This window comes from Hymenobacter metallicola (assembly GCF_004745645.1).
In the GTDB taxonomy this organism is placed as follows: Bacteria; Bacteroidota; Bacteroidia; order Cytophagales; family Hymenobacteraceae; genus Hymenobacter; species Hymenobacter metallicola.
Window position 1 is genome coordinate 437566 of the sequence record NZ_SRMB01000005.1, and the last position, 17225, is coordinate 454790.

Below are 17225 nucleotides of genomic sequence, written 5' to 3' on the forward strand. Positions count from 1 at the left end.
CCTAGTTTATGTCGTTGTTCTTGCGTTGTCTTGTCCTGGCTGTGGGCTTGTTGGTGGTTGCTCCAGGCTATGGGCAGCGCTTTGCCGCCATTGGCGACTATGGCTCGGGCAGCGTGGCCGAAAAAGAGGTGGCAGAGCTGGTAAAAAGCTGGAACCCGGAATTCATCATCACTCTCGGCGACAACAACTACGACCTGGGCGAAGCCGCTACCATCGACCCCCATATCGGGCAGTTTTACCACGAGTTTATCGGGGGCTACACCGGTAAATACGGCCCGGGCGCGGCAGAAAACCGCTTCTTTCCTTCCCTGGGCAACCACGACTTATACACGGGCCAGGGAGCGGCCTATCTGTCGTATTTCACCCTGCCCGGCAACGAGCGGTACTATGACTTCGTGCGGGGCAACGTCCATTTTTTTGTGCTCAACAGCAATGGCTCCGAGCCCGACGGTATCAGCGTCATGTCGCGGCAGGCCCGCTGGCTGCAGCAGCGGCTGCTGGCTTCCACAGCCCGCTGGAAGGTGGTGTATCTGCACCATCCGCCGTTTTCCTCCGGCGACCATGGCAGCACGCCGGCACTGCAGTGGCCTTTCTGCGCCTGGGGGGCCTCCGCCGTGCTGGCCGGCCACGACCACCTCTACGAGCGGATGGAGGTCCACGGGCTGCCGTACTTTGTAAACGGGCTGGGCGGAGCCAGTATTTATTCCCTGCACAAGCCCGTGGCCGGCAGCCGGGTGCGCTACAACGACGATTATGGGGCCATGCGCCTAACGGCCACCCCCGATAGTCTGAAGTTCGAATTCATCAACCGAGCCCGGCGGGTTATCGATTCCTACACCCTGCGGCAGCCTTTCCTGCAAACCTCAGCCTTGAGCCGCACGCCTACGGGGTTGCTCATTCTGCCCAATCCGGTGCCCGAAACGGCAGCTGTGGAAATACAGGTACCGGTGGGAGGCGACGCAACGTTGCGTGTACTCGACAATGCGGGCCGGGAAGTGCTGGTGCTGCACCGGGGCCCGTTGACGGCCGGCCATCACCGGTTTTCGTGGCACCGGGGCAAGCTAGCCGCGGGCCTATATTTTTTACAGTTTACCAATGGCTGTTATACTCAAACGGAGCGGGCTGTAGTGCTCTAACGGTGCGGTAGTCGAAGAAAGAAGTGCTGCGCCAAGTCGGTGGCCTGCTGCCGCAGCTCAGGCACGGCCGTCGACTCAAAATAGCTGGGTCGGCGACTCGGACCCAAGGTGAAAAATACCTCCGACACCTCCCCGTGGGCGTTTCGCAGTGCCCCGTAGGCGTCCGTGCTGATGCCCAGCTTCAAAGCATCCGGTACAAGTTGGCCCGCCACGCGCAGGCTGCTTACCAGTGGGTCCGGAATGCGGCTGTAGTCGAGCAGGGGGCCGGTGCAGGAAATAACGTGCTGTACTATCTGCTCCTGCTGCTGCCCGCGGCGGGCTACGCGCACCCGCAAATCGGCTCCTTCCGCCTCAATGTGGACCACTCTTCCTGTCTGCACGCGCACCACGCCTCCATTCAGCATCTTCTGCACGGCTTCGGCATTCTGGGGTGGGCTGCGGTGGCGCACCACCGACCAGATAGAGGCCATATGGCGCACAAACCGGGCTTGCTCATCCAAGGGCCACGCCCGCCAAATGGTTCCTAAATCGGGCCGGAGTGAATCAATAACCGGCCGCCAGTCGAGGCCCTGGCCCAGGGCCGCCCGCACGTGCTGGCGCACCACCCGCACCACGTCGAGTACGGTTGCCAAGCCGGCTAGTTCGGTGGCGTAAAAGCTCGGGTAGGCCTGGCCCAAGGGGCCGTGTACGGTGGGCCAGCGCCCATTGCGGCTTACTACCGTTACTTGCCCGTGGTGGCCGTCGGCTGCCAGGCCCAGTAGTACGTCTACCGTCGTCAGGCCCGAGCCGATGAGCAACACTGTATCCGCGGGAGCAATATTTTGCAGGGCCTGCGGGCCCCAGGGGTTGCTGTGGTAGCGAGGATGATGCCGCACCTCCGGGCTGAGGCGCAAATCAGGAGCCGGGGGGAAATTGCCCAGTGCCAGCACCACGTGATGACTCGGTATTTCGTGGCCATCAGCCAGCCGCACCGTTGCCGACAGGCCATCAGCCGCCAGCGGGGCCGCTACGGCTTTTTGATGGTGGCAGAAAAACCGCATACCGTTGGCAGCGGGCCAGGCTAGTACATTTTCCGTGAGGTGCTGCAAATATTTGCCATAGGTTTGACGGGAGCAAAAACCGCCCACGCAAGCCGCCATCCTGCTGGTGCGCAGCCACTCCGTAAAATGGTCGGGCTGCTGGGGGAAGGCGCTCAGAAACGGGGCCCGCACATTCAGTAAATATTCCTTGCGCCGGGCCGAATAAGCTAGGCCGGGCCCGGCTACGGCCCGCGGCTCTACCAGATGAATATCCCACGCATACGGCCCGCCGGGCAGCTGGGCAAGCTGCACCAGGAGCATGGAGCCGGAGAAGCCTCCGCCCAGAATCGTAATGGTTCGTCGTGACACAGGGACTGGTTGTGGGGTGGAAGCGGGTCGGAATTGCGGGCAGAAAATGGGGTAAAAAATGCGGTCTGAAAAATCCGGGCAGTGCAAGCGTGGCGCCGCCTGGGCCTGGAAAGCAAACTGCCCGACCGCAAAATACATACGGCCGGGCAGTAGGAATGACAAAGCTCAACGGGCAAAATACCCGCCCCGAGCAGAATCTTATAAGTAGTGACCCGGGACCAGGTAATTGCGCACGTAGTCGTCGATACCGTCTTCCAGGCGGGTGAAAGGCCGGTCGTAGCCGATGGCGCGCAGCTTGCTCATGTCGGCCTGGGTGAAGTACTGGTAAGTGTCGCGAATGTCCTCGGGCGTGTCGCGGAAGCGGATATCGGCCGTGCGGTCCAGGGCCTTAAACGTGTTCAGGGTCAAGTCCAGGAAGGTGCGGGCCTCGCCGGTACCCAGGTTGTAGATGCCCGAGTTCTGGCGGTGCTGCATCAGAAAGAAGCACACTTCCACCACATCCTTCACGTACACAAAGTCGCGCTGCTGCTCGCCGTCGGCATAGTCGGGGTTATGGGAGCGGAACAGCGTCATGGAGCCGTGCTGCCGGATCTGCTCGAAGGCGTGGAAAATCACCGACGCCATGCGGCCCTTGTGGTACTCGTTGGGGCCGTACACGTTGAAAAACTTCAGGCCCGCCCAGAAAAACGGTTTTTCCGGCTGATTGATGGCCCAGTTGTCGAAGTCGTTCTTCGAGTCGCCGTAGGGGTTTAGGGGGCGTAGCAGCGGCAGCAGGGCGTCCTCGTCGGAGTAGCCCAGCGTGCCCGAGCCGTAGGTAGCCGCCGAGGAGGCGTACACCAGCGGCAGCTGGTACTGGCAGCAGGCCCGCCACATTTTCTGCGAGTACTCCACGTTGAGCAGGTCAAAAATGGCCTTGTCCTGCTCGGTTGTGTCGGTACGGGCGCCCAGGTGGAAGATAAACTCGACCTCCTCGTGATTTTTGTCGAGCCAGTCGAAAAATTCGTTGCGGTCCACGTATTCCCGCAGACGCTTGCCTTTCAGGTTAATGAGCTTGCGCTCCACGGCGAAATTATCCACCACCACGATATCGTTGAAGTTGGCGGCGTTCAGGCGGGTAACAAGGCAGCTGGCAATAAAGCCGGCCGCTCCGGTGACAACAATCATAGAGCTGATATTTTGGCCAAAAGTAGGGAAAAACGGCGGGTGCTATCCACCATCGGTTTCCGTAGAGGTACGCAGAGGCCGCCGAGGTCAGCCAAAAAGCCGCCGCCGCTGCTACCTTTGGTTTTATGATTCGTTTGCTCCCCCGGATTTCTTCCGGCCTTCTGCTGCTTGCAGTGCTGGCCGGCTGTCAGTCGAATGACCGGCCGGCTACCCCGGCTGCGGCCGAAGCCCCGCAGCACGTCACCGACGACCTCGGGCATCAGCTCACCATTCCGGCCCATCCGCGCCGCATTATGTCCCTGGCCGCCTCCATGACCGAAATGCTCTACGCCGTGGCCGATACCGCCACCATCGTGGCCCGCACCCAGGTCTGCGACTACCCCCGGGCCGTGCTGCGCAAACGCGTCATCAACAGCTACCCCCTCGATCTGGAAGGCCTCGTGGCCCTGCACCCCGACGTCGTATTCACTACCGAAGGCATCACTTCCCAGGACGACATTGCCCGGCTGGAAAAGCTTGGCGTACCGGTGTATTGCCAGCGCTATACCAAGGTAACCGATATTCTGCGCGGCCTCAACGACCTGGGCCGCCTGCTGGGGCGTCCGGCCCAGGCCCAAAAGCTGACCGATTCGCTGGCTGCTGAGCTGAAAACCCTGGAACAAAGGCCCCGGCCCACTGCTACCCGGCCCCGGGTACTGGCCATTACCTGGCAAGACCCGATTTATGTCTACGGCGAAAACACGCTTTTTACCGACCGAATCCGCCTGGCCGGGGGACAAAACGCCGTAACCGAGCATTTCGCCCAGCCCTATCCGGCCCTCACCCGGGAGTATATTCTCAAACTTAACCCCGATGTGCTCATTGGGGGCAGCTTTGGCAAGCTGGATAGTACCTTCTTTAAGACTTACCCCGAGCTGAAGCGCATCAAGGCCTACCAGACGCGCCGAATCTACGGCATCACCGGCGACCTGATGGAGCGGCCCAGCCCCCGGGTGGCCGAGTCGGTGCGGGAGCTGCAAGGCCTGCTACGCACCCCATGAGCCGGCCCGCGGCCCCCTATATTCTGGCCAGCCTCGGGCTGATGCTGGTGCTGGTCGTGCTGGGCTTGCGCATCGGCAGCTTTGCCACCGACTACACCTTTATCGGCCGCACCCTGCTGCAGTACAACCCCGCCGACCCGGCCCAGTTGGCCCTGGTGCAGCTGCGGTTGCCCCGTATTGTTATGGCCTTGCTGGCCGGTGGTGGGTTGGCCGTCAGCGGCTACCTCATGCAGGCCATGGTCAATAATGCGCTGGCCGACCCCTACTTGCTGGGCACGGCTTCGGGGGCTTCGCTGGGCGCTATTCTGTGCTTTTCTTTGCTCTCCAACCTCACCGTAGCCGGCATCTATCTGCCGCCCCTGGCCGCGCTGGCCGGCGCTTTGGTTACTACTCTGCTGGTGGTAGCCCTGGGTAGCCAGCGGGGGCAGCTCATTCCCGGGCAGCTGCTGCTGGCTGGGGTAGCCATCAGCTCCCTTACGGCGGCCCTGGGAGGCTTGCTGTCTTTTCTGTCCAGTTCCGAGGGGCAGCTGCGCACCGTCGTATTCTGGGCCATGGGCAGCTTCGAGCGGGCCGGCTGGGACGTGCTACCGTATCCGGCCGCCGCCTTGGCGCTGGCGCTGTTCCTGCTGATTTTCCTCCAGAAAGACTTGAATGTGCTGCTGCTGGGCGAAGAGCGGGCCCAAACGCTGGGCGTGCACGTGGCCCGCACCCGCTGGATTCTGGTGGTAGTAGCCGCGGCCCTAACGGGTTGCGTAGTGGCCTTGTGCGGCCCCGTGGGCTTTGTGGGCCTCATGGTGCCCCACCTCACGCGCTGGCTGCTGGGCGTCACGGGCAAGGCCAACTTGTTGTTCTGCGCCCTGCTTGGGGCCGACTTCCTGCTGGGCTGCGACCTGCTGGCCCGCCTGCTTTATCCGCCGGCTGGCTTGCCCGTTGGCCTAATCACGGCCTTATTCGGCGTACCGTTCTTCGTATATTTGCTGCGCAAAAAGCGCGTGGCGCTTTAATCGTGTTTGCTGCTAGTCGGGCCACTGCTGCTTCTGCAGGTAGGGTATCGACATTGTTGATTTTTCAAACACGCCTCAACTTCAGTACCCAACGAATGATTTACGTCAGCCGGCAAGAGCATTTCAACGCCGCTCACAAGCTCTATAACCCTTCCTGGACCGAAGAGCGCAACAAAGAAGTGTTCGGGCCCTGCGCCAATACCAACTGGCACGGCCACAACTACGACCTTATCGTAACGGTAAAAGGCCAGCCCGATCCGGAAACCGGCTTCGTCATCGACCTCAAGCAGCTCAGCACCCTTATTCGGGAGCATATCGTGGACCAGGTCGACCATAAAAACCTCAACCTGGATGTGCCTTTCATGAAGGATCAGCTGGCGAGCACCGAAAACCTGGTGGTGGCTTTCTGGCAAATCCTGGTTCGCGAGATTCCCAAAATTTCCGGCGCCCAGCTCCACTGCATCAAGCTGTACGAAACGCCGCGCAACTTCGTAGAATATTACGGGGAGTAAACCACCTAAGAGTAAAGAGTCAGGGAGTAAGAATTGACGGGCTGACAGGAGCTTGCTCAATTTGAAATTACCAGGGTTCTTACTTCTTGCTTCCTACTTCTTAATTCCAAAGGATGAAGTATTATCTGATTGCTGGTGAGCGTTCCGGCGACTTTCACGCCTCCCATCTCATGCGCGAGCTACGGCAGCAGGACCCGCAGGCGGAGTTCCGCGGCTGGGGCGGCGACATGATGCAGGAGCAGGGCGGCACGCTGGTGCACCACTACCAGGAAATGGCCATTATGGGCTTCTGGGAAGCGGCAACCAGCATCCTTAAGTTTCGCGGCTACCTGAAGGAATGTCAGCGCGATATTGAAGCCTACCAGCCCGATGTCGTAATTCTGGTCGACTACGCCGGCTTCAACATGCGCGTGGCCAAGTTTGCCAAGGAGCAGGGTTTCAAGGTGTTTTACTATATCTCGCCCAAGATCTGGGCCTGGAACCAGGGGCGCGTACACAAGGTAAAGGCCTTGGTAGACAAGATGTTCGTGATTCTGCCCTTCGAATCGGACTTCTACCAGCGTTTCGACTACAAAGTCGATTATATCGGCAACCCCACCGTGGATGCCATTGCCGAGCACGTACCCAGCGCCGACTTCTACCAGCGCAATAACCTCGACCCCGCGCGGCCCATTATTGCCGTGCTGCCCGGCTCCCGGAAGCAGGAAATCGAGGAGATGCTCTACGAAATGACGGCCATCATCCCGCCATTTCTGGATTACCAGTTCATCGTGGCTGGCGTCACGAACTTGGACCGAAACTACTACGCCAATTTTGAGCGCAACAACGTCCGCATCCTCTTCGACCAGACTTACGACCTGCTCAGCCATGCCAAAGCGGCTTTGGTAACCAGTGGCACGGCCACGCTCGAAACGGCGCTGTTCAATGTGCCCCAGGTAGTATGCTACCGCACCAGTGCCGTGTCGTACGCCATTGGCAAGGCCGTTATTAAGGTGCCCTACATTTCCCTGGTCAACCTGATTGCGGGTAAGGAAGTGGTAAAAGAACTCATCCAGGGCGAATTCAACTCCCGTAACCTCGTGACAGAGCTCAAGAAGGTGTTGCAAGACGAGGAGTTCATTGCCCGCCAGAAGGCGGGCTACGCCGAGCTGCAGGACAAGCTGGGCCGCAACAACGCGGCTAAGAAAGCGGCCGAGCTGATGGTGGGGTATTTAAAGGAGTAAGCACCGGAGCCAAGCTCCTTCGATAGACGAAGAATCCCTGACTAGATTCGGACTTATCCCAAAAAGAACCCCGGCCGTTTGTTCTGCCGGGGTTCTGTTATTAACAGTGGGTCGGGTACGGGTTCTTAAACGTTCCGATACGGTAGCGTTTCACTACTGGTGGCAGTATTCAGCATGACCACGATGTTGTACATGGAGGGGTTACCAACCCAGTACACCGATTTTCTATGGGCTTTGGCCTGCTCATAAAATAGTTGAGTTTCCAGGCTCATCCCAATTCCATGCAAAGAGTGGCACTCGGTGAAGTCGAGCAGAATCGTGTGGGCCGCCTGGTAATCCGGGCTCTGCGTTAGCGCTTCGACTGCTAGATTGAAGCACGGAAAAAAGTACTCCTTGGGTATAACGATGCGTACCACGTTGTCCACACGATAATATGGATAAGCTTCCTCGGTCATTGCACAGTTCTACGTAAAAGTAAAAAGGGCAGAGAACCTAGCTTTTCTGCCCTTTGGCGGTGTTATAGACAGAAACCCTTACGCGGCCCGTAGCTGCTTCAGCGGCGACTTCTCGAACTTGCCCTGGGCGTAGTCGAGGTCGATAATGAGCTCCTTGGCATCGGCGTCGGAGGGCATGTCGAACATGGCGTCGGTCATGATACTTTCGCAGATGGAGCGCAGGCCGCGGGCGCCGAGGCGATACTCGTCGGCTTTCAGCACGATGTACTCCAATGCCTCCTCGGTGAACGTCAGCTCGATGTTTTCCATCTCGAACAGGCGGCTGTACTGCTTCACAATCGAGTTTTTGGGCTCGGTCAGGATTTTGCGCAGCGTGGCGTGGTCCAGCGGATTAAGGTGGGTCAGCACGGGCAGGCGGCCGATGAGTTCGGGAATCAGGCCGAAAGCCTTCAGATCCACAGCCGTCACGTAGCGCAGGAAGTTGTTGGTATCTACCTTCTCCGAGAGCTGAGTTTTGGCAAAGCCCATGGGCTTGGTGTTCAAGCGGCTTTTAATGATCCGGTCGATGCCCACGAAGGCGCCCCCACAAATGAAGAGGATATTCTCGGTGTTGACCGTAATCATCTTCTGCTCGGGATGCTTACGGCCGCCGTGGGGCGGTACGTTTACCGTGGTGCCTTCGAGCAGTTTCAGCATGGCCTGCTGCACACCCTCGCCGCTCACGTCGCGGGTGATGCTGGGGTTGTCGCTCTTGCGGGCAATCTTATCCACCTCGTCGATGTAGACGATGCCCCGCTCGGCGGCTTCCACGTTGTAGTCGGCCGCTTGCAACAAGCGGGTCAGGATGCTTTCCACGTCTTCACCCACGTAGCCGGCTTCGGTTAGCACGGTGGCGTCGGCAATACAGAAAGGTACTTGCAGAATGTTGGCCAGCATTTTGGCCAGGAAAGTCTTGCCCGTGCCGGTTTCCCCCACCATGATGATGTTCGACTTCTCAATCGTGACATCGTCCTTGCCGGTGGTCTTGGGCTGCATCAGGCGCTTGTAGTGGTTGTAAACTGCCACCGACATTACCTTTTTGGCCTCGTCCTGACCGACCACGTACTGATCCAGGTACTCCTTCATTTCCCGGGGTTTCACCAGGTTAAATTTGGGCGTCTTGGAGTTCGAGCGGATCTTGTTCTCCTCGTTCAATATCTGTTGGGCCTGACCCACGCACCGCTCACAAATGTGGGCGTTGATGCCGGAAATCATGACCGAGACATCTTTTTTGCTCTTACCGCAGAAGGAGCACGTTATATCTGCCATTGCTAGGACTCTCAGGATGGGGTAGGATTTGCCTCGTTTTGCCCGAAGCCACCCCAAAGGTACGAAAACGCAAACGCCCTTTGCAGCAAAAAAAGTTGCTAACTGTCGGGTCTCTACTTAAAAGAACCAAAAGCCCGCCTCCAGGTTGTCAACTGAAAGCGGGCTTTGGGATATTTTGTAACGACGATAGGTAGAGCGCACTAGGAAGAAAACGGCGTTCTACACAGGGAGGCGAACCTAGGCCGTTTTACGCTCCAGTACCTCATCGATCAGGCCGTACTCTTTGGCTTCGTCGGCGCGCATCCAGTAGTCGCGCTCCGAGTTGTCGTAGATTTCCTGGTAGGTCTTGCCACTGTGCTTGGCCAGGATATCGTACAACTCCTTTTTCAGCTTCAGAATCTCGCGGGCCGTGATTTCAATATCCGTCGACTGGCCTTGGGCGCCACCCGAAGGTTGGTGAATCATGACGCGGGCGTGGGGCAGGGCCGAACGCTTGTCTTTCGCACCACCGGCGAGTAACACGGCCCCCATCGAGGCGGCCAGGCCGGTGCAGATGGTCGCCACATCCGGGCCTACGTACTGCATTGTGTCATAGATACCCAGGCCGGCGTATACCGAACCACCGGGGGAGTTGATGTAGAGTAGAATGTCCTTCTTGGCATCCGCCGACTCCAGGAACAGCAGCTGGGCCGTAATGATGTTGGCAATATAATCGTCGACGGCCGTACCCAGGAACACAATACGGTCCATGATCAGACGCGAAAACACGTCAATTTCGGCGAAGCGCGTAGGACGTTCCTCAATTACCGAGCGGGTCATGCCCGTGGGCAGCATCATGCCCGAGCGCACCTGGCCTTCCACGTGGTTCAGGTACTGATCCACGCCCAGGCCGCTGAGGCCCTGTCCTTTGACGGCGAATTTGCGGAACTCTTGTTTATTCAGCATGGGAAAAATGTAGGGTAGAGAAGATTAGAAGTGAGATGGTAGAGCCCAGAATTCAGAATAGGACGTAGCCGAAGGGCTCTTGGTTCTAGATTCTGACCCCTGGGTTCTAAACCCGCCGGGCAACAAAAAAGCCCTGACTGGCAAGTAAGGGCTTTTTTGTTGGTTACAAAACCAGATGCTGGCTAAGGCTTAGCTCGCACCCTGAGTCCGGAAGTCCTCGGCCGAAATCGGGTTGTCATTAACAACAACTTTGCCGCGCAGGTTTTCGATGACTTTCTCTGCCAGAATGGCTTCGTACTCCTGTACGTAGTTCTTGCCGTTGTCCTGACGCAGGTAGTTGTCGGCGAAGCCGCGGACCGATTCCTGCAGCTCCTCGCTGATTTCGGGCAGGTTGAACTGGCCCATAATCTTCTGCATGGTGCGCTCGATGATTTCCTCGTTCGACACCTTCAGCCCTTGTTCCTCAACGACTTTGTTGCGGATCATCGACCACTTCAGCTCCTTCTCATAATCCGAGTAGTGCTCTTCTACCTGCTCGGCGGTCAGTTTACCCTCGTTGGCGCGTACCAACCACTTCTTGAAGAACTCCGTCGGGATCTGCACCGTGGTGGCGTCAACCATCTTGTCGATGATCTGACGATTTACCAGGTTTTCCGCCTCCCGGTCGTAGTTTTCTTGCACCGTAGCGCGCACTTTCTCATCGAACTCCTCTTTCGAGGTTACGATGTCTTTGCCAAACACTTTGTCGAACAGCTCCTGGTTGTGCTCGGGCTTGGTCGTGCGGTTGATTTTCTCTACCGTCAGCGTGTATTCGCCGCTTACGGTGGCAGCTTCCTCCTTCGAGTGACCCGAGAAATTGGCAATAGCCGAAGCGTCGCCGCCGAAAGCATCGGCCAAGTCGAAGGTCAGCACGTCGCCGGGCTTCACCCCGATGAACTTGTCGGCGCCGTTCTTCACCTTGTTGATGGGCAGCAGCACGGGGCGCTCCGAAGCCTCGTCGTCGCTTTTCTTGAGCTTACCGTACAGGTAATCACCTTCTTCCGAAACTTCGGGGTTGGTGCTTTCGCCAAACTGGCGACCAATCTGGTCGTAAGTTTCTTCCAGCGTCGCGTCGTCAACCGCCACTTGGTGCCGGTCGATGCTGATGGACTGGTCGGCGGGCAGCTCGAAGTCGGGCAGCAAACCCAGTTCAAACTTGAAGTCGAAATCCTTATCGGTATCAAAATTCACGTCGCTGGGCACGGGCAGGGGCTCACCGAGGATTTTGATGTTGTTTTCTTTGATGTAGCCGTCGACAGCCTTACCGAGCAGGTTGTTGATTTCCTCCCCCAATACGCCTTTGCCGTACATCTTGCGCACCAGGCCCACCGGTACTTTACCCGGGCGGAACCCTTTGATTTGTGCCTTTTTGCTGTATTCTTTCAGCTTCTCGTCCACGGCGGGCGAGTAGTCAGCTTCCGTCAGGTGTACTGTCAGGATGGCACTAAGCTGATCGTCGTTTTTGTCGAGGGTGATATTCAAAACGGGGTCGTCGGTTAAAGTAAACGAATCGAAAGGCGGGCGAAAAAGAAACCCCCAACGGGTGGGTTGAGGGCTCTGGGTACTTGTTGTAAATTACTTTGTGCGGATGGAGGGACTCGAACCCACACGCCTTGCGGCACCAGATCCTAAGTCTGGCACGTCTACCAATTTCGCCACATCCGCGGTTCCTCGGCCTATTGCCTTGGGGCCGCAAAGCTACACAAGCATTGTGAATATTCAAATCAAGCTGGAAAATTGGCTTGGAAAGTAGGGGAGAAGCAGTAATGCTTCTGTGTAATAAACAGCTAGTCACGTGGTTATTCTTTGATGAAGAACATCGTGTCAAACGCACTGGGGCACGGCGCGCGGGGGTGCTCCGTAATGCAACGATGCCATACAAAATTGCTCGGCAAGCTCGAAATAACGTTCGGTAAGAGTTGCTGGGTGAGGATTTCCCGTGCTGCCGTGTTATAAATGCAGCTTGGGTGTAAAACCCGCCCCGCCCTTCGTACTTTCGTAAGCGTAGTAAATACCGAAGCCTCGTGCTTCACCCCGCATAATGGCCACTCTGATTGACCCCGAAGTAGAACGCAACGAGATTCTTCGCCACTACCGGCGCCTGCTGCGTACCGCCAAGCCCTACCTGTCCGGCAACGACGCTAAGCTCATTAAAAAAGCGTTTAACACCTCCCTGGAAGCCCATAAGGAGATGCGGCGCAAATCCGGGGAGCCCTACATTCTGCACCCCCTGGCTGTGGCCCAGATTGCAGTAGAGGAAATAGGCCTGGGCACGACTAGCATTGTGGCGGCCCTGCTGCACGACGTGGTGGAGGATACACCCTGGGAAATTTCGGATGTGGAGCGCGAGTTTGGTCCCCGCGTGGCCCAGATCGTCGACGGCCTGACCAAGATTTCCGGTGTCTTCGAATATGGTACCAGTGAGCAGGCCGAGAACTTCCGCAAGATGCTGCTCACCTTGTCGGAAGACGTGCGCGTCATCCTGATCAAGATTGCTGACCGTTTGCACAACATGCGCACGCTCGACTCGATGCCGCGCCACAAGCAGCTCAAGATTGCCTCCGAAACCATCTACCTCTACGCCCCGCTGGCCCACCGCCTGGGCCTCTACGCTATTAAGAGCGAGCTGGAGGATCTGTACCTGAAATACACCGATACCGAAGTCTACAACGACCTCACCAATAAAGTCCGCCAGAGCCGCGGGGCCCGGAACCGCTTTATTAAGGAGTTCGTGGCGCCCATCGACGAGGAATTGAAGGCCCAGGGCTTCGGTTTTGAAATCAAGGGCCGGCCCAAAAGCATCTATTCCATTCTGCGCAAAATGCGCAAGCAGAACGTGACCTTCGACGAAGTCTACGACCTGTTTGCCATCCGCGTCATCCTCGACGTGCCCCAGGAACAGGAAAAAGCGGCTTGCTGGCAGGTCTATTCCATTGTTACCGATTTCTACCAGCCCAACCCCGACCGGCTGCGCGACTGGGTAAGTACGCCCAAGGCCAACGGGTACGAGAGCCTGCATACCACGGTCATGTCGCGCACGGGGCAGTGGGTGGAAGTGCAGATCCGCAGCCGCCGCATGGATGACATTGCCGAAAAAGGCTACGCGGCGCACTGGAAATACAAGGATACCGGCTCGGTGCAGCCCGAATCGACGCTCGAAGCCTGGATTGCCAAGGTGCGGGAGATGCTTGAAACTAATAATTCCAGTGCCCTGGAGTTCATGGACGAGTTTCGCCAGAACTTGTTTGTCAAGGAAGTTTACGCCTTTACACCCAAGGGCAAGCTGGTTATCCTGCCCGATAAAGCCACGGCCCTGGACTTTGCCTTTGATATTCACACGCATATCGGGTTGCAGTGCCTTGGTGCCAAGGTCAATCAGAAGCTGGAGCCGCTGAGCTACCAGCTCCGCAACGGTGACCAGGTTGAAATTCTGACTTCCCAAAAGCAGCGGCCAACCGAAGAGTGGCTCCAGTACGTCATCACCTCCAAGGCCCGCACCAAAATCAAGGAGTGGTTGCGCGACGACAAGCGTAACAAGGCCGAAGACGGCCGTTTCATTGTGGAGAAGCGGCTGGAGTTACTCGGGGTTGAAAACAGCCAGGACAACCTGAACCGCATGTTGGCTCATTTCAACATGTATAACCCGCAGGATTTCTACTATCGAATTGCCCTGGGCCAGCTCGACGGCCGTGAAATCAAGGAAAGTCTTTTCGACCCGGCTATTGAAGTGCCCCGTATCCCGTCCATGCTCGAGCCCAAAGCTTTCGACCAGGAAGTGCAGAAAATCCGTGGGGTGCGCGCCGATATGCTGGTAATAGGGGAGGAGACCCAGAAGTTTGACTACACCATTGCGCCCTGCTGCAACCCAATTCCCGGCGACGATGTGTTCGGCTTCGAAACCGAGCAGGGCATTGTCATTCACCGCACCTCCTGCCCCAAGGCTGTGGCCATGATGTCGAACTACGGCAACCGCATTGTGCGGGCCAAGTGGACCGATCAGCTCGAACTGGCTTTCCTCGCCGGCATTCGCATCAAGGGCTCCGACCGGGTAGGCTTGGTCAACGATGTGACGCGCATCATTTCCAATAGCCTGAAAGTGAACATGCGCTCCATCACCATCGACTCCAATGACGGTTTTTTTGAAGGGCAGATCATGGTGTTCGTCAACGACACCGACCACCTCAACAAGATGATTCAACGCCTTTCCAAGGTGAATGGGGTGTTGCTGGTAGAGCGTTTTGCGTCGTAGGGTACTAAAAAGTTTAAAAAGTATTAAGTAGTACAAAAGCCTGGCACGGAAGAAAGTTGGTAAGGAACTATGCGTTACGTTGCTGGTTATAGCCTCCGAACCGCGTTGCTTTCACTACCTTTGGTACTCCTTATATATAAGGTCACATAATGTTGGATAAAGAGAAGTTCGAGGAGGTAAAGAAGATCTTCACCGCTTACCTCGAAAACAAGGGCCTGCGCAAAACGTCTGAACGGTATTCCATCTTAGAGGAGATTTATTCTCGGACTGGTCACTTCGACGTTGAAGAGCTTTACGCGGGCATGAAGGACCAGGGCTTGCAAGTCAGCCGTGCCACGGTTTACAATACTCTCGATTTGCTCGTTGAACATGGGCTCGTGAGCAAGCACCAATTTGGCCGCAACTTAGCTCAATACGAAAAGTCCTACGGCTACCGTCAGCACGACCACGTCATCTGCACCGAGTGTCACAAGGTCGTCGAGTTCTGCGACCCTCGCATTCACGGCATTCAGACTATGGTCGGGGAGCTTTTGAATTTCCATATCTTGCACCACTCTTTAAACCTCTACGGCGTTTGTGGCGATTGCCGCGCTAAAGCAGCCGCCCGCGCAGCCAGCGAATGAAAACTGAATCCACCGTAAGCAACGGCATCCTGCACGTGCGCCTGACCGGCGACCTAATCGGCAGCCCCGACACCCAACAGCTCCTGCAGTCCGTCGACGACCACCTGGGTGAGTCCGTAATGCTGTGCGCCGTCGACCTGTCGGGAGTGCGCTACATCAATAGCACGGGCATTGGCGTCCTGGTTTCCCTGCTCACCAAATTCCGCAGTCGCGGTGGCGAGTTGGTCCTGATCAACCCCGCCGACCATCCCCGCAAAATGCTGGCCTTGACCAAGCTCAACGCCATCTTCACCATTGCTGAAAATGAAACGGCTGCCGCCGAAGTCCTCAAATCCGCTAGCTAATGCCTGTTGATGTTCTTGTAGGCCTACAGTGGGGCGACGAAGGGAAGGGAAAGATTGTTGACGTGCTGGCTCCCACCTACGATGTAGTGGCCCGCTTCCAAGGAGGCCCCAACGCTGGCCACACCCTCACGTTCGACGGAATCAAGCATGTACTGCACCAAGTTCCGTCGGGCATTTTTCACCCGCATATTATTAATGTCGTCGGCAATGGTGTGGTTCTCGACCCGGTCGTATTCCGCGTCGAACTCCAGAAGCTCACCGACCGGGGGGTTGATTGGGCAAAGAACCTCTACATTTCCAAAAAGGCCCAGCTCATCCTCCCGTCGCACCGAGCCCTCGACCGAATTCTGGAGGAGGCCCGCGGTGGGGGCAAGATCGGTTCAACCCTGAAAGGCATAGGCCCCACCTACCAAGATAAAATCGGCCGCACCGGCCTGCGCGTCGGCGACATCCTGCTGGCCGATTTCCAAGACCGCTACAACGAAGCTGTAGCCCGCCACGCAACCCTGGCCAGCTTCCACGGCCAGCAACTCGACATCGAGCAGGCCGAAGCTGATTTCTTCTCCGCCGTCGACTTCCTGCGCACCCTGCAACTTGCCGACACCGAGTATCTGCTAAATGATCTGCTGCGCCAAGGCAAACAAATTCTGGCCGAAGGTGCTCAAGGCTCCTTATTGGATATCGACTTCGGTACCTACCCCTTCGTTACCTCCTCTAGCACGGTCGTTGCCGGTGCCTGCACTGGTTTGGGCATAGCTCCTCGTCATATCGATAAAGTCTACGGTATCAGTAAAGCTTACTGCACCCGCGTAGGCAGCGGCCCGTTCCCTACCGAGCTCCACGATGAAGTAGGAGAGCAAATTCGTGCTGCCGGTCGTGAGTTCGGCGCTACTACCGGCCGCCCCCGCCGCTGCGGCTGGATTGACTTGCCAGCTTTGCGCTATAGCATCATGCTAAATGGTGTAACCGAAATACACCTTATGAAAGCCGATGTGCTGGATGAGTTTGACGAAATTCGCATCTGCACGCACTACCAGAACCCGGAAGGCGAGGAAACCAACCAGCTACCTGACCTCGGCGACCTGCAAACCATGAAACCTGTCTATACAAGCTTACCTGGGTGGAAAGTGAATCTGCAGCAAATCAACTCCGCTGATGCCTTACCCAAGGAGTTAAAAGACTACGTTCAGTTTCTGGAAGCTCAGTTGGAAGTACCTATCAGCATCGTCAGCGTGGGCCCAGATCGAGTGAGTACGCTGCATATGGCAGAAACAGTAGCCTAGATAAGAACTGTTTTAGAACGGGGCAGGAAAGAAATCTTTCCTGCCCCGTCTTCGTTTTCAGCGCCTATCCTCAAGCTTTAGCCCGAGTGGTCAAAAAAATAGTAGGAGCTAATGAACTTCTTCCCATGTCTAATGGGTTATGCCTCAGCCTACTGATCAAAGAAGCTTTGCAAAGTGAGGCGGCCTTCAACGAAAAAGTTAGGAGTAGGGTTTGGAAGTACCGGATTGATCCTGCACTTTTGCACTCCCAACTCGAACGGAGGCGGGGTCCAGAGACCAAGTGAACTGCTTCGAAAAAAAAGTTTTCACCGGTATTTGGAAAGTAGAAAAGGGAGTTCTTACCTTTGCAGTCCCAAATCGAGTGGAGGCGGGCTACGAACAACGGAGAAAAAAGTTTTCTAAGTTGTTTGGAAAGTAAAAAGAAAGGTTCTTACCTTTGCAGCCCGCTTCGAGAGGAAGCGGAGTAGCTTACGGAAACAAGAGCGAGAGTCGAAAAATAAATTTTCACTTTC

General features: G+C 56.8%; 15 protein-coding genes and 1 tRNA gene. 9 read left to right on the plus strand and 7 right to left on the minus strand.

What is annotated here, in order from left to right:
* Window positions 1–8: 8 nt before the first annotated feature.
* Window positions 9–1136, plus strand: coding sequence for a metallophosphoesterase family protein (locus tag E5K02_RS22540; protein WP_167856547.1), 1128 nt, complete (start codon window positions 9–11; stop codon window positions 1134–1136).
* On the opposite strand, the gene E5K02_RS22545 is transcribed toward E5K02_RS22540, so the two are convergent.
* Complete coding sequence (locus E5K02_RS22545) at window positions 1133–2524, minus strand: FAD/NAD(P)-binding protein (protein WP_167856548.1); 1392 nt, start codon at window positions 2522–2524, stop codon at window positions 1133–1135. The two genes, E5K02_RS22540 and E5K02_RS22545, sit on opposite strands and share 4 nt — an antisense overlap.
* 198 nt (window positions 2525–2722) lie before the next feature.
* Window positions 2723–3688, minus strand: coding sequence for an ADP-glyceromanno-heptose 6-epimerase (rfaD, locus tag E5K02_RS22550; RefSeq protein ID WP_135398213.1), 966 nt, complete (start codon window positions 3686–3688; stop codon window positions 2723–2725).
* Window positions 3689–3813: 125 nt separating this feature from the next.
* Here rfaD and E5K02_RS22555 point away from each other — a divergent pair, with 125 nt between their 5' ends.
* From E5K02_RS22555 to lpxB, 4 genes are all read left to right on the plus strand, one after another.
* On the plus strand, window positions 3814–4728 hold the full coding sequence (locus E5K02_RS22555) for an ABC transporter substrate-binding protein (protein ID WP_135398215.1): 915 nt from the start codon (window positions 3814–3816) through the stop codon (window positions 4726–4728).
* Window positions 4725–5732: a FecCD family ABC transporter permease gene (locus tag E5K02_RS22560; RefSeq protein ID WP_135398217.1), complete on the plus strand. Its 1008-nt coding sequence runs from the start codon at window positions 4725–4727 to the stop codon at window positions 5730–5732. Before E5K02_RS22555 ends, E5K02_RS22560 begins: the two co-directional genes overlap by 4 nt.
* 95 nt (window positions 5733–5827) lie before the next feature.
* On the plus strand, window positions 5828–6244 hold the full coding sequence (locus E5K02_RS22565; protein ID WP_135398219.1) for a 6-pyruvoyl trahydropterin synthase family protein: 417 nt from the start codon (window positions 5828–5830) through the stop codon (window positions 6242–6244).
* Between the two features lie 113 nt (window positions 6245–6357).
* Complete coding sequence (gene lpxB / locus E5K02_RS22570) at window positions 6358–7467, plus strand: lipid-A-disaccharide synthase (RefSeq protein ID WP_135398221.1); 1110 nt, start codon at window positions 6358–6360, stop codon at window positions 7465–7467.
* 125 nt (window positions 7468–7592) lie between these two features.
* Here lpxB and E5K02_RS22575 read toward each other — a convergent pair whose 3' ends face one another.
* The 5 genes from E5K02_RS22575 to E5K02_RS22595 form a co-directional block, all read right to left on the minus strand.
* Window positions 7593–7892 (minus strand): hypothetical protein, encoded by a 300-nt coding sequence (locus tag E5K02_RS22575; protein ID WP_135398223.1) that lies wholly within the window; start codon window positions 7890–7892, stop codon window positions 7593–7595.
* A gap of 108 nt (window positions 7893–8000) precedes the next feature.
* Complete coding sequence (gene clpX, locus E5K02_RS22580) at window positions 8001–9230, minus strand: ATP-dependent Clp protease ATP-binding subunit ClpX (RefSeq protein ID WP_135398225.1); 1230 nt, start codon at window positions 9228–9230, stop codon at window positions 8001–8003.
* 237 nt (window positions 9231–9467) lie between these two features.
* A complete protein-coding gene (locus E5K02_RS22585) occupies window positions 9468–10175 on the minus strand; it encodes a ClpP family protease (protein ID WP_135398227.1) in 708 nt (235 codons plus the stop codon).
* Between the two features lie 189 nt (window positions 10176–10364).
* Window positions 10365–11696, minus strand: coding sequence for a trigger factor (tig, locus tag E5K02_RS22590; protein ID WP_135398229.1), 1332 nt, complete (start codon window positions 11694–11696; stop codon window positions 10365–10367).
* A gap of 101 nt (window positions 11697–11797) precedes the next feature.
* Window positions 11798–11879 (minus strand) — tRNA-Leu (locus E5K02_RS22595).
* A gap of 376 nt (window positions 11880–12255) precedes the next feature.
* Here E5K02_RS22595 and E5K02_RS22600 point away from each other — a divergent pair.
* The 4 genes from E5K02_RS22600 to E5K02_RS22615 all read left to right on the plus strand — a co-directional run bounded on the left by E5K02_RS22600 (window position 12256) and on the right by E5K02_RS22615 (window position 16713).
* Window positions 12256–14463 (plus strand): RelA/SpoT family protein, encoded by a 2208-nt coding sequence (locus tag E5K02_RS22600; protein ID WP_135398231.1) that lies wholly within the window; start codon window positions 12256–12258, stop codon window positions 14461–14463.
* Window positions 14464–14612: 149 nt separating this feature from the next.
* On the plus strand, window positions 14613–15086 hold the full coding sequence (locus tag E5K02_RS22605; RefSeq protein WP_394346329.1) for a Fur family transcriptional regulator: 474 nt from the start codon (window positions 14613–14615) through the stop codon (window positions 15084–15086).
* Complete coding sequence (locus tag E5K02_RS22610) at window positions 15083–15430, plus strand: STAS domain-containing protein (RefSeq protein WP_135398235.1); 348 nt, start codon at window positions 15083–15085, stop codon at window positions 15428–15430. Before E5K02_RS22605 ends, E5K02_RS22610 begins: the two co-directional genes overlap by 4 nt.
* Window positions 15430–16713, plus strand: coding sequence for an adenylosuccinate synthase (locus tag E5K02_RS22615; protein ID WP_135398237.1), 1284 nt, complete (start codon window positions 15430–15432; stop codon window positions 16711–16713). The genes E5K02_RS22610 and E5K02_RS22615 overlap by 1 nt, the downstream gene beginning before the upstream one ends.
* Window positions 16714–17225 lie beyond the last annotated feature (512 nt).

Excerpts from the sequence above, each read along its gene's own strand:
- E5K02_RS22540 (WP_167856547.1), top strand. The coding sequence starts at position 9 with ATGTCGTTGTTCTTGCGTTGTCTTGTCCTGGCTGTGGGCTTGTTGGTG.
- rfaD (WP_135398213.1), bottom strand. The coding sequence starts at position 3,688 with ATGATTGTTGTCACCGGAGCGGCCGGCTTTATTGCCAGCTGCCTTGTT.
- E5K02_RS22555 (WP_135398215.1), top strand. The coding sequence starts at position 3,814 with ATGATTCGTTTGCTCCCCCGGATTTCTTCCGGCCTTCTGCTGCTTGCA.
- E5K02_RS22560 (WP_135398217.1), top strand. The coding sequence starts at position 4,725 with ATGAGCCGGCCCGCGGCCCCCTATATTCTGGCCAGCCTCGGGCTGATG.
- E5K02_RS22565 (WP_135398219.1), top strand. The coding sequence starts at position 5,828 with ATGATTTACGTCAGCCGGCAAGAGCATTTCAACGCCGCTCACAAGCTC.
- lpxB (WP_135398221.1), top strand. The coding sequence starts at position 6,358 with ATGAAGTATTATCTGATTGCTGGTGAGCGTTCCGGCGACTTTCACGCC.
- clpX (WP_135398225.1), bottom strand. The coding sequence starts at position 9,230 with ATGGCAGATATAACGTGCTCCTTCTGCGGTAAGAGCAAAAAAGATGTC.
- E5K02_RS22585 (WP_135398227.1), bottom strand. The coding sequence starts at position 10,175 with ATGCTGAATAAACAAGAGTTCCGCAAATTCGCCGTCAAAGGACAGGGC.
- E5K02_RS22600 (WP_135398231.1), top strand. The coding sequence starts at position 12,256 with ATGGCCACTCTGATTGACCCCGAAGTAGAACGCAACGAGATTCTTCGC.
- E5K02_RS22605 (WP_394346329.1), top strand. The coding sequence starts at position 14,613 with ATGTTGGATAAAGAGAAGTTCGAGGAGGTAAAGAAGATCTTCACCGCT.
- E5K02_RS22610 (WP_135398235.1), top strand. The coding sequence starts at position 15,083 with ATGAAAACTGAATCCACCGTAAGCAACGGCATCCTGCACGTGCGCCTG.
- E5K02_RS22615 (WP_135398237.1), top strand. The coding sequence starts at position 15,430 with ATGCCTGTTGATGTTCTTGTAGGCCTACAGTGGGGCGACGAAGGGAAG.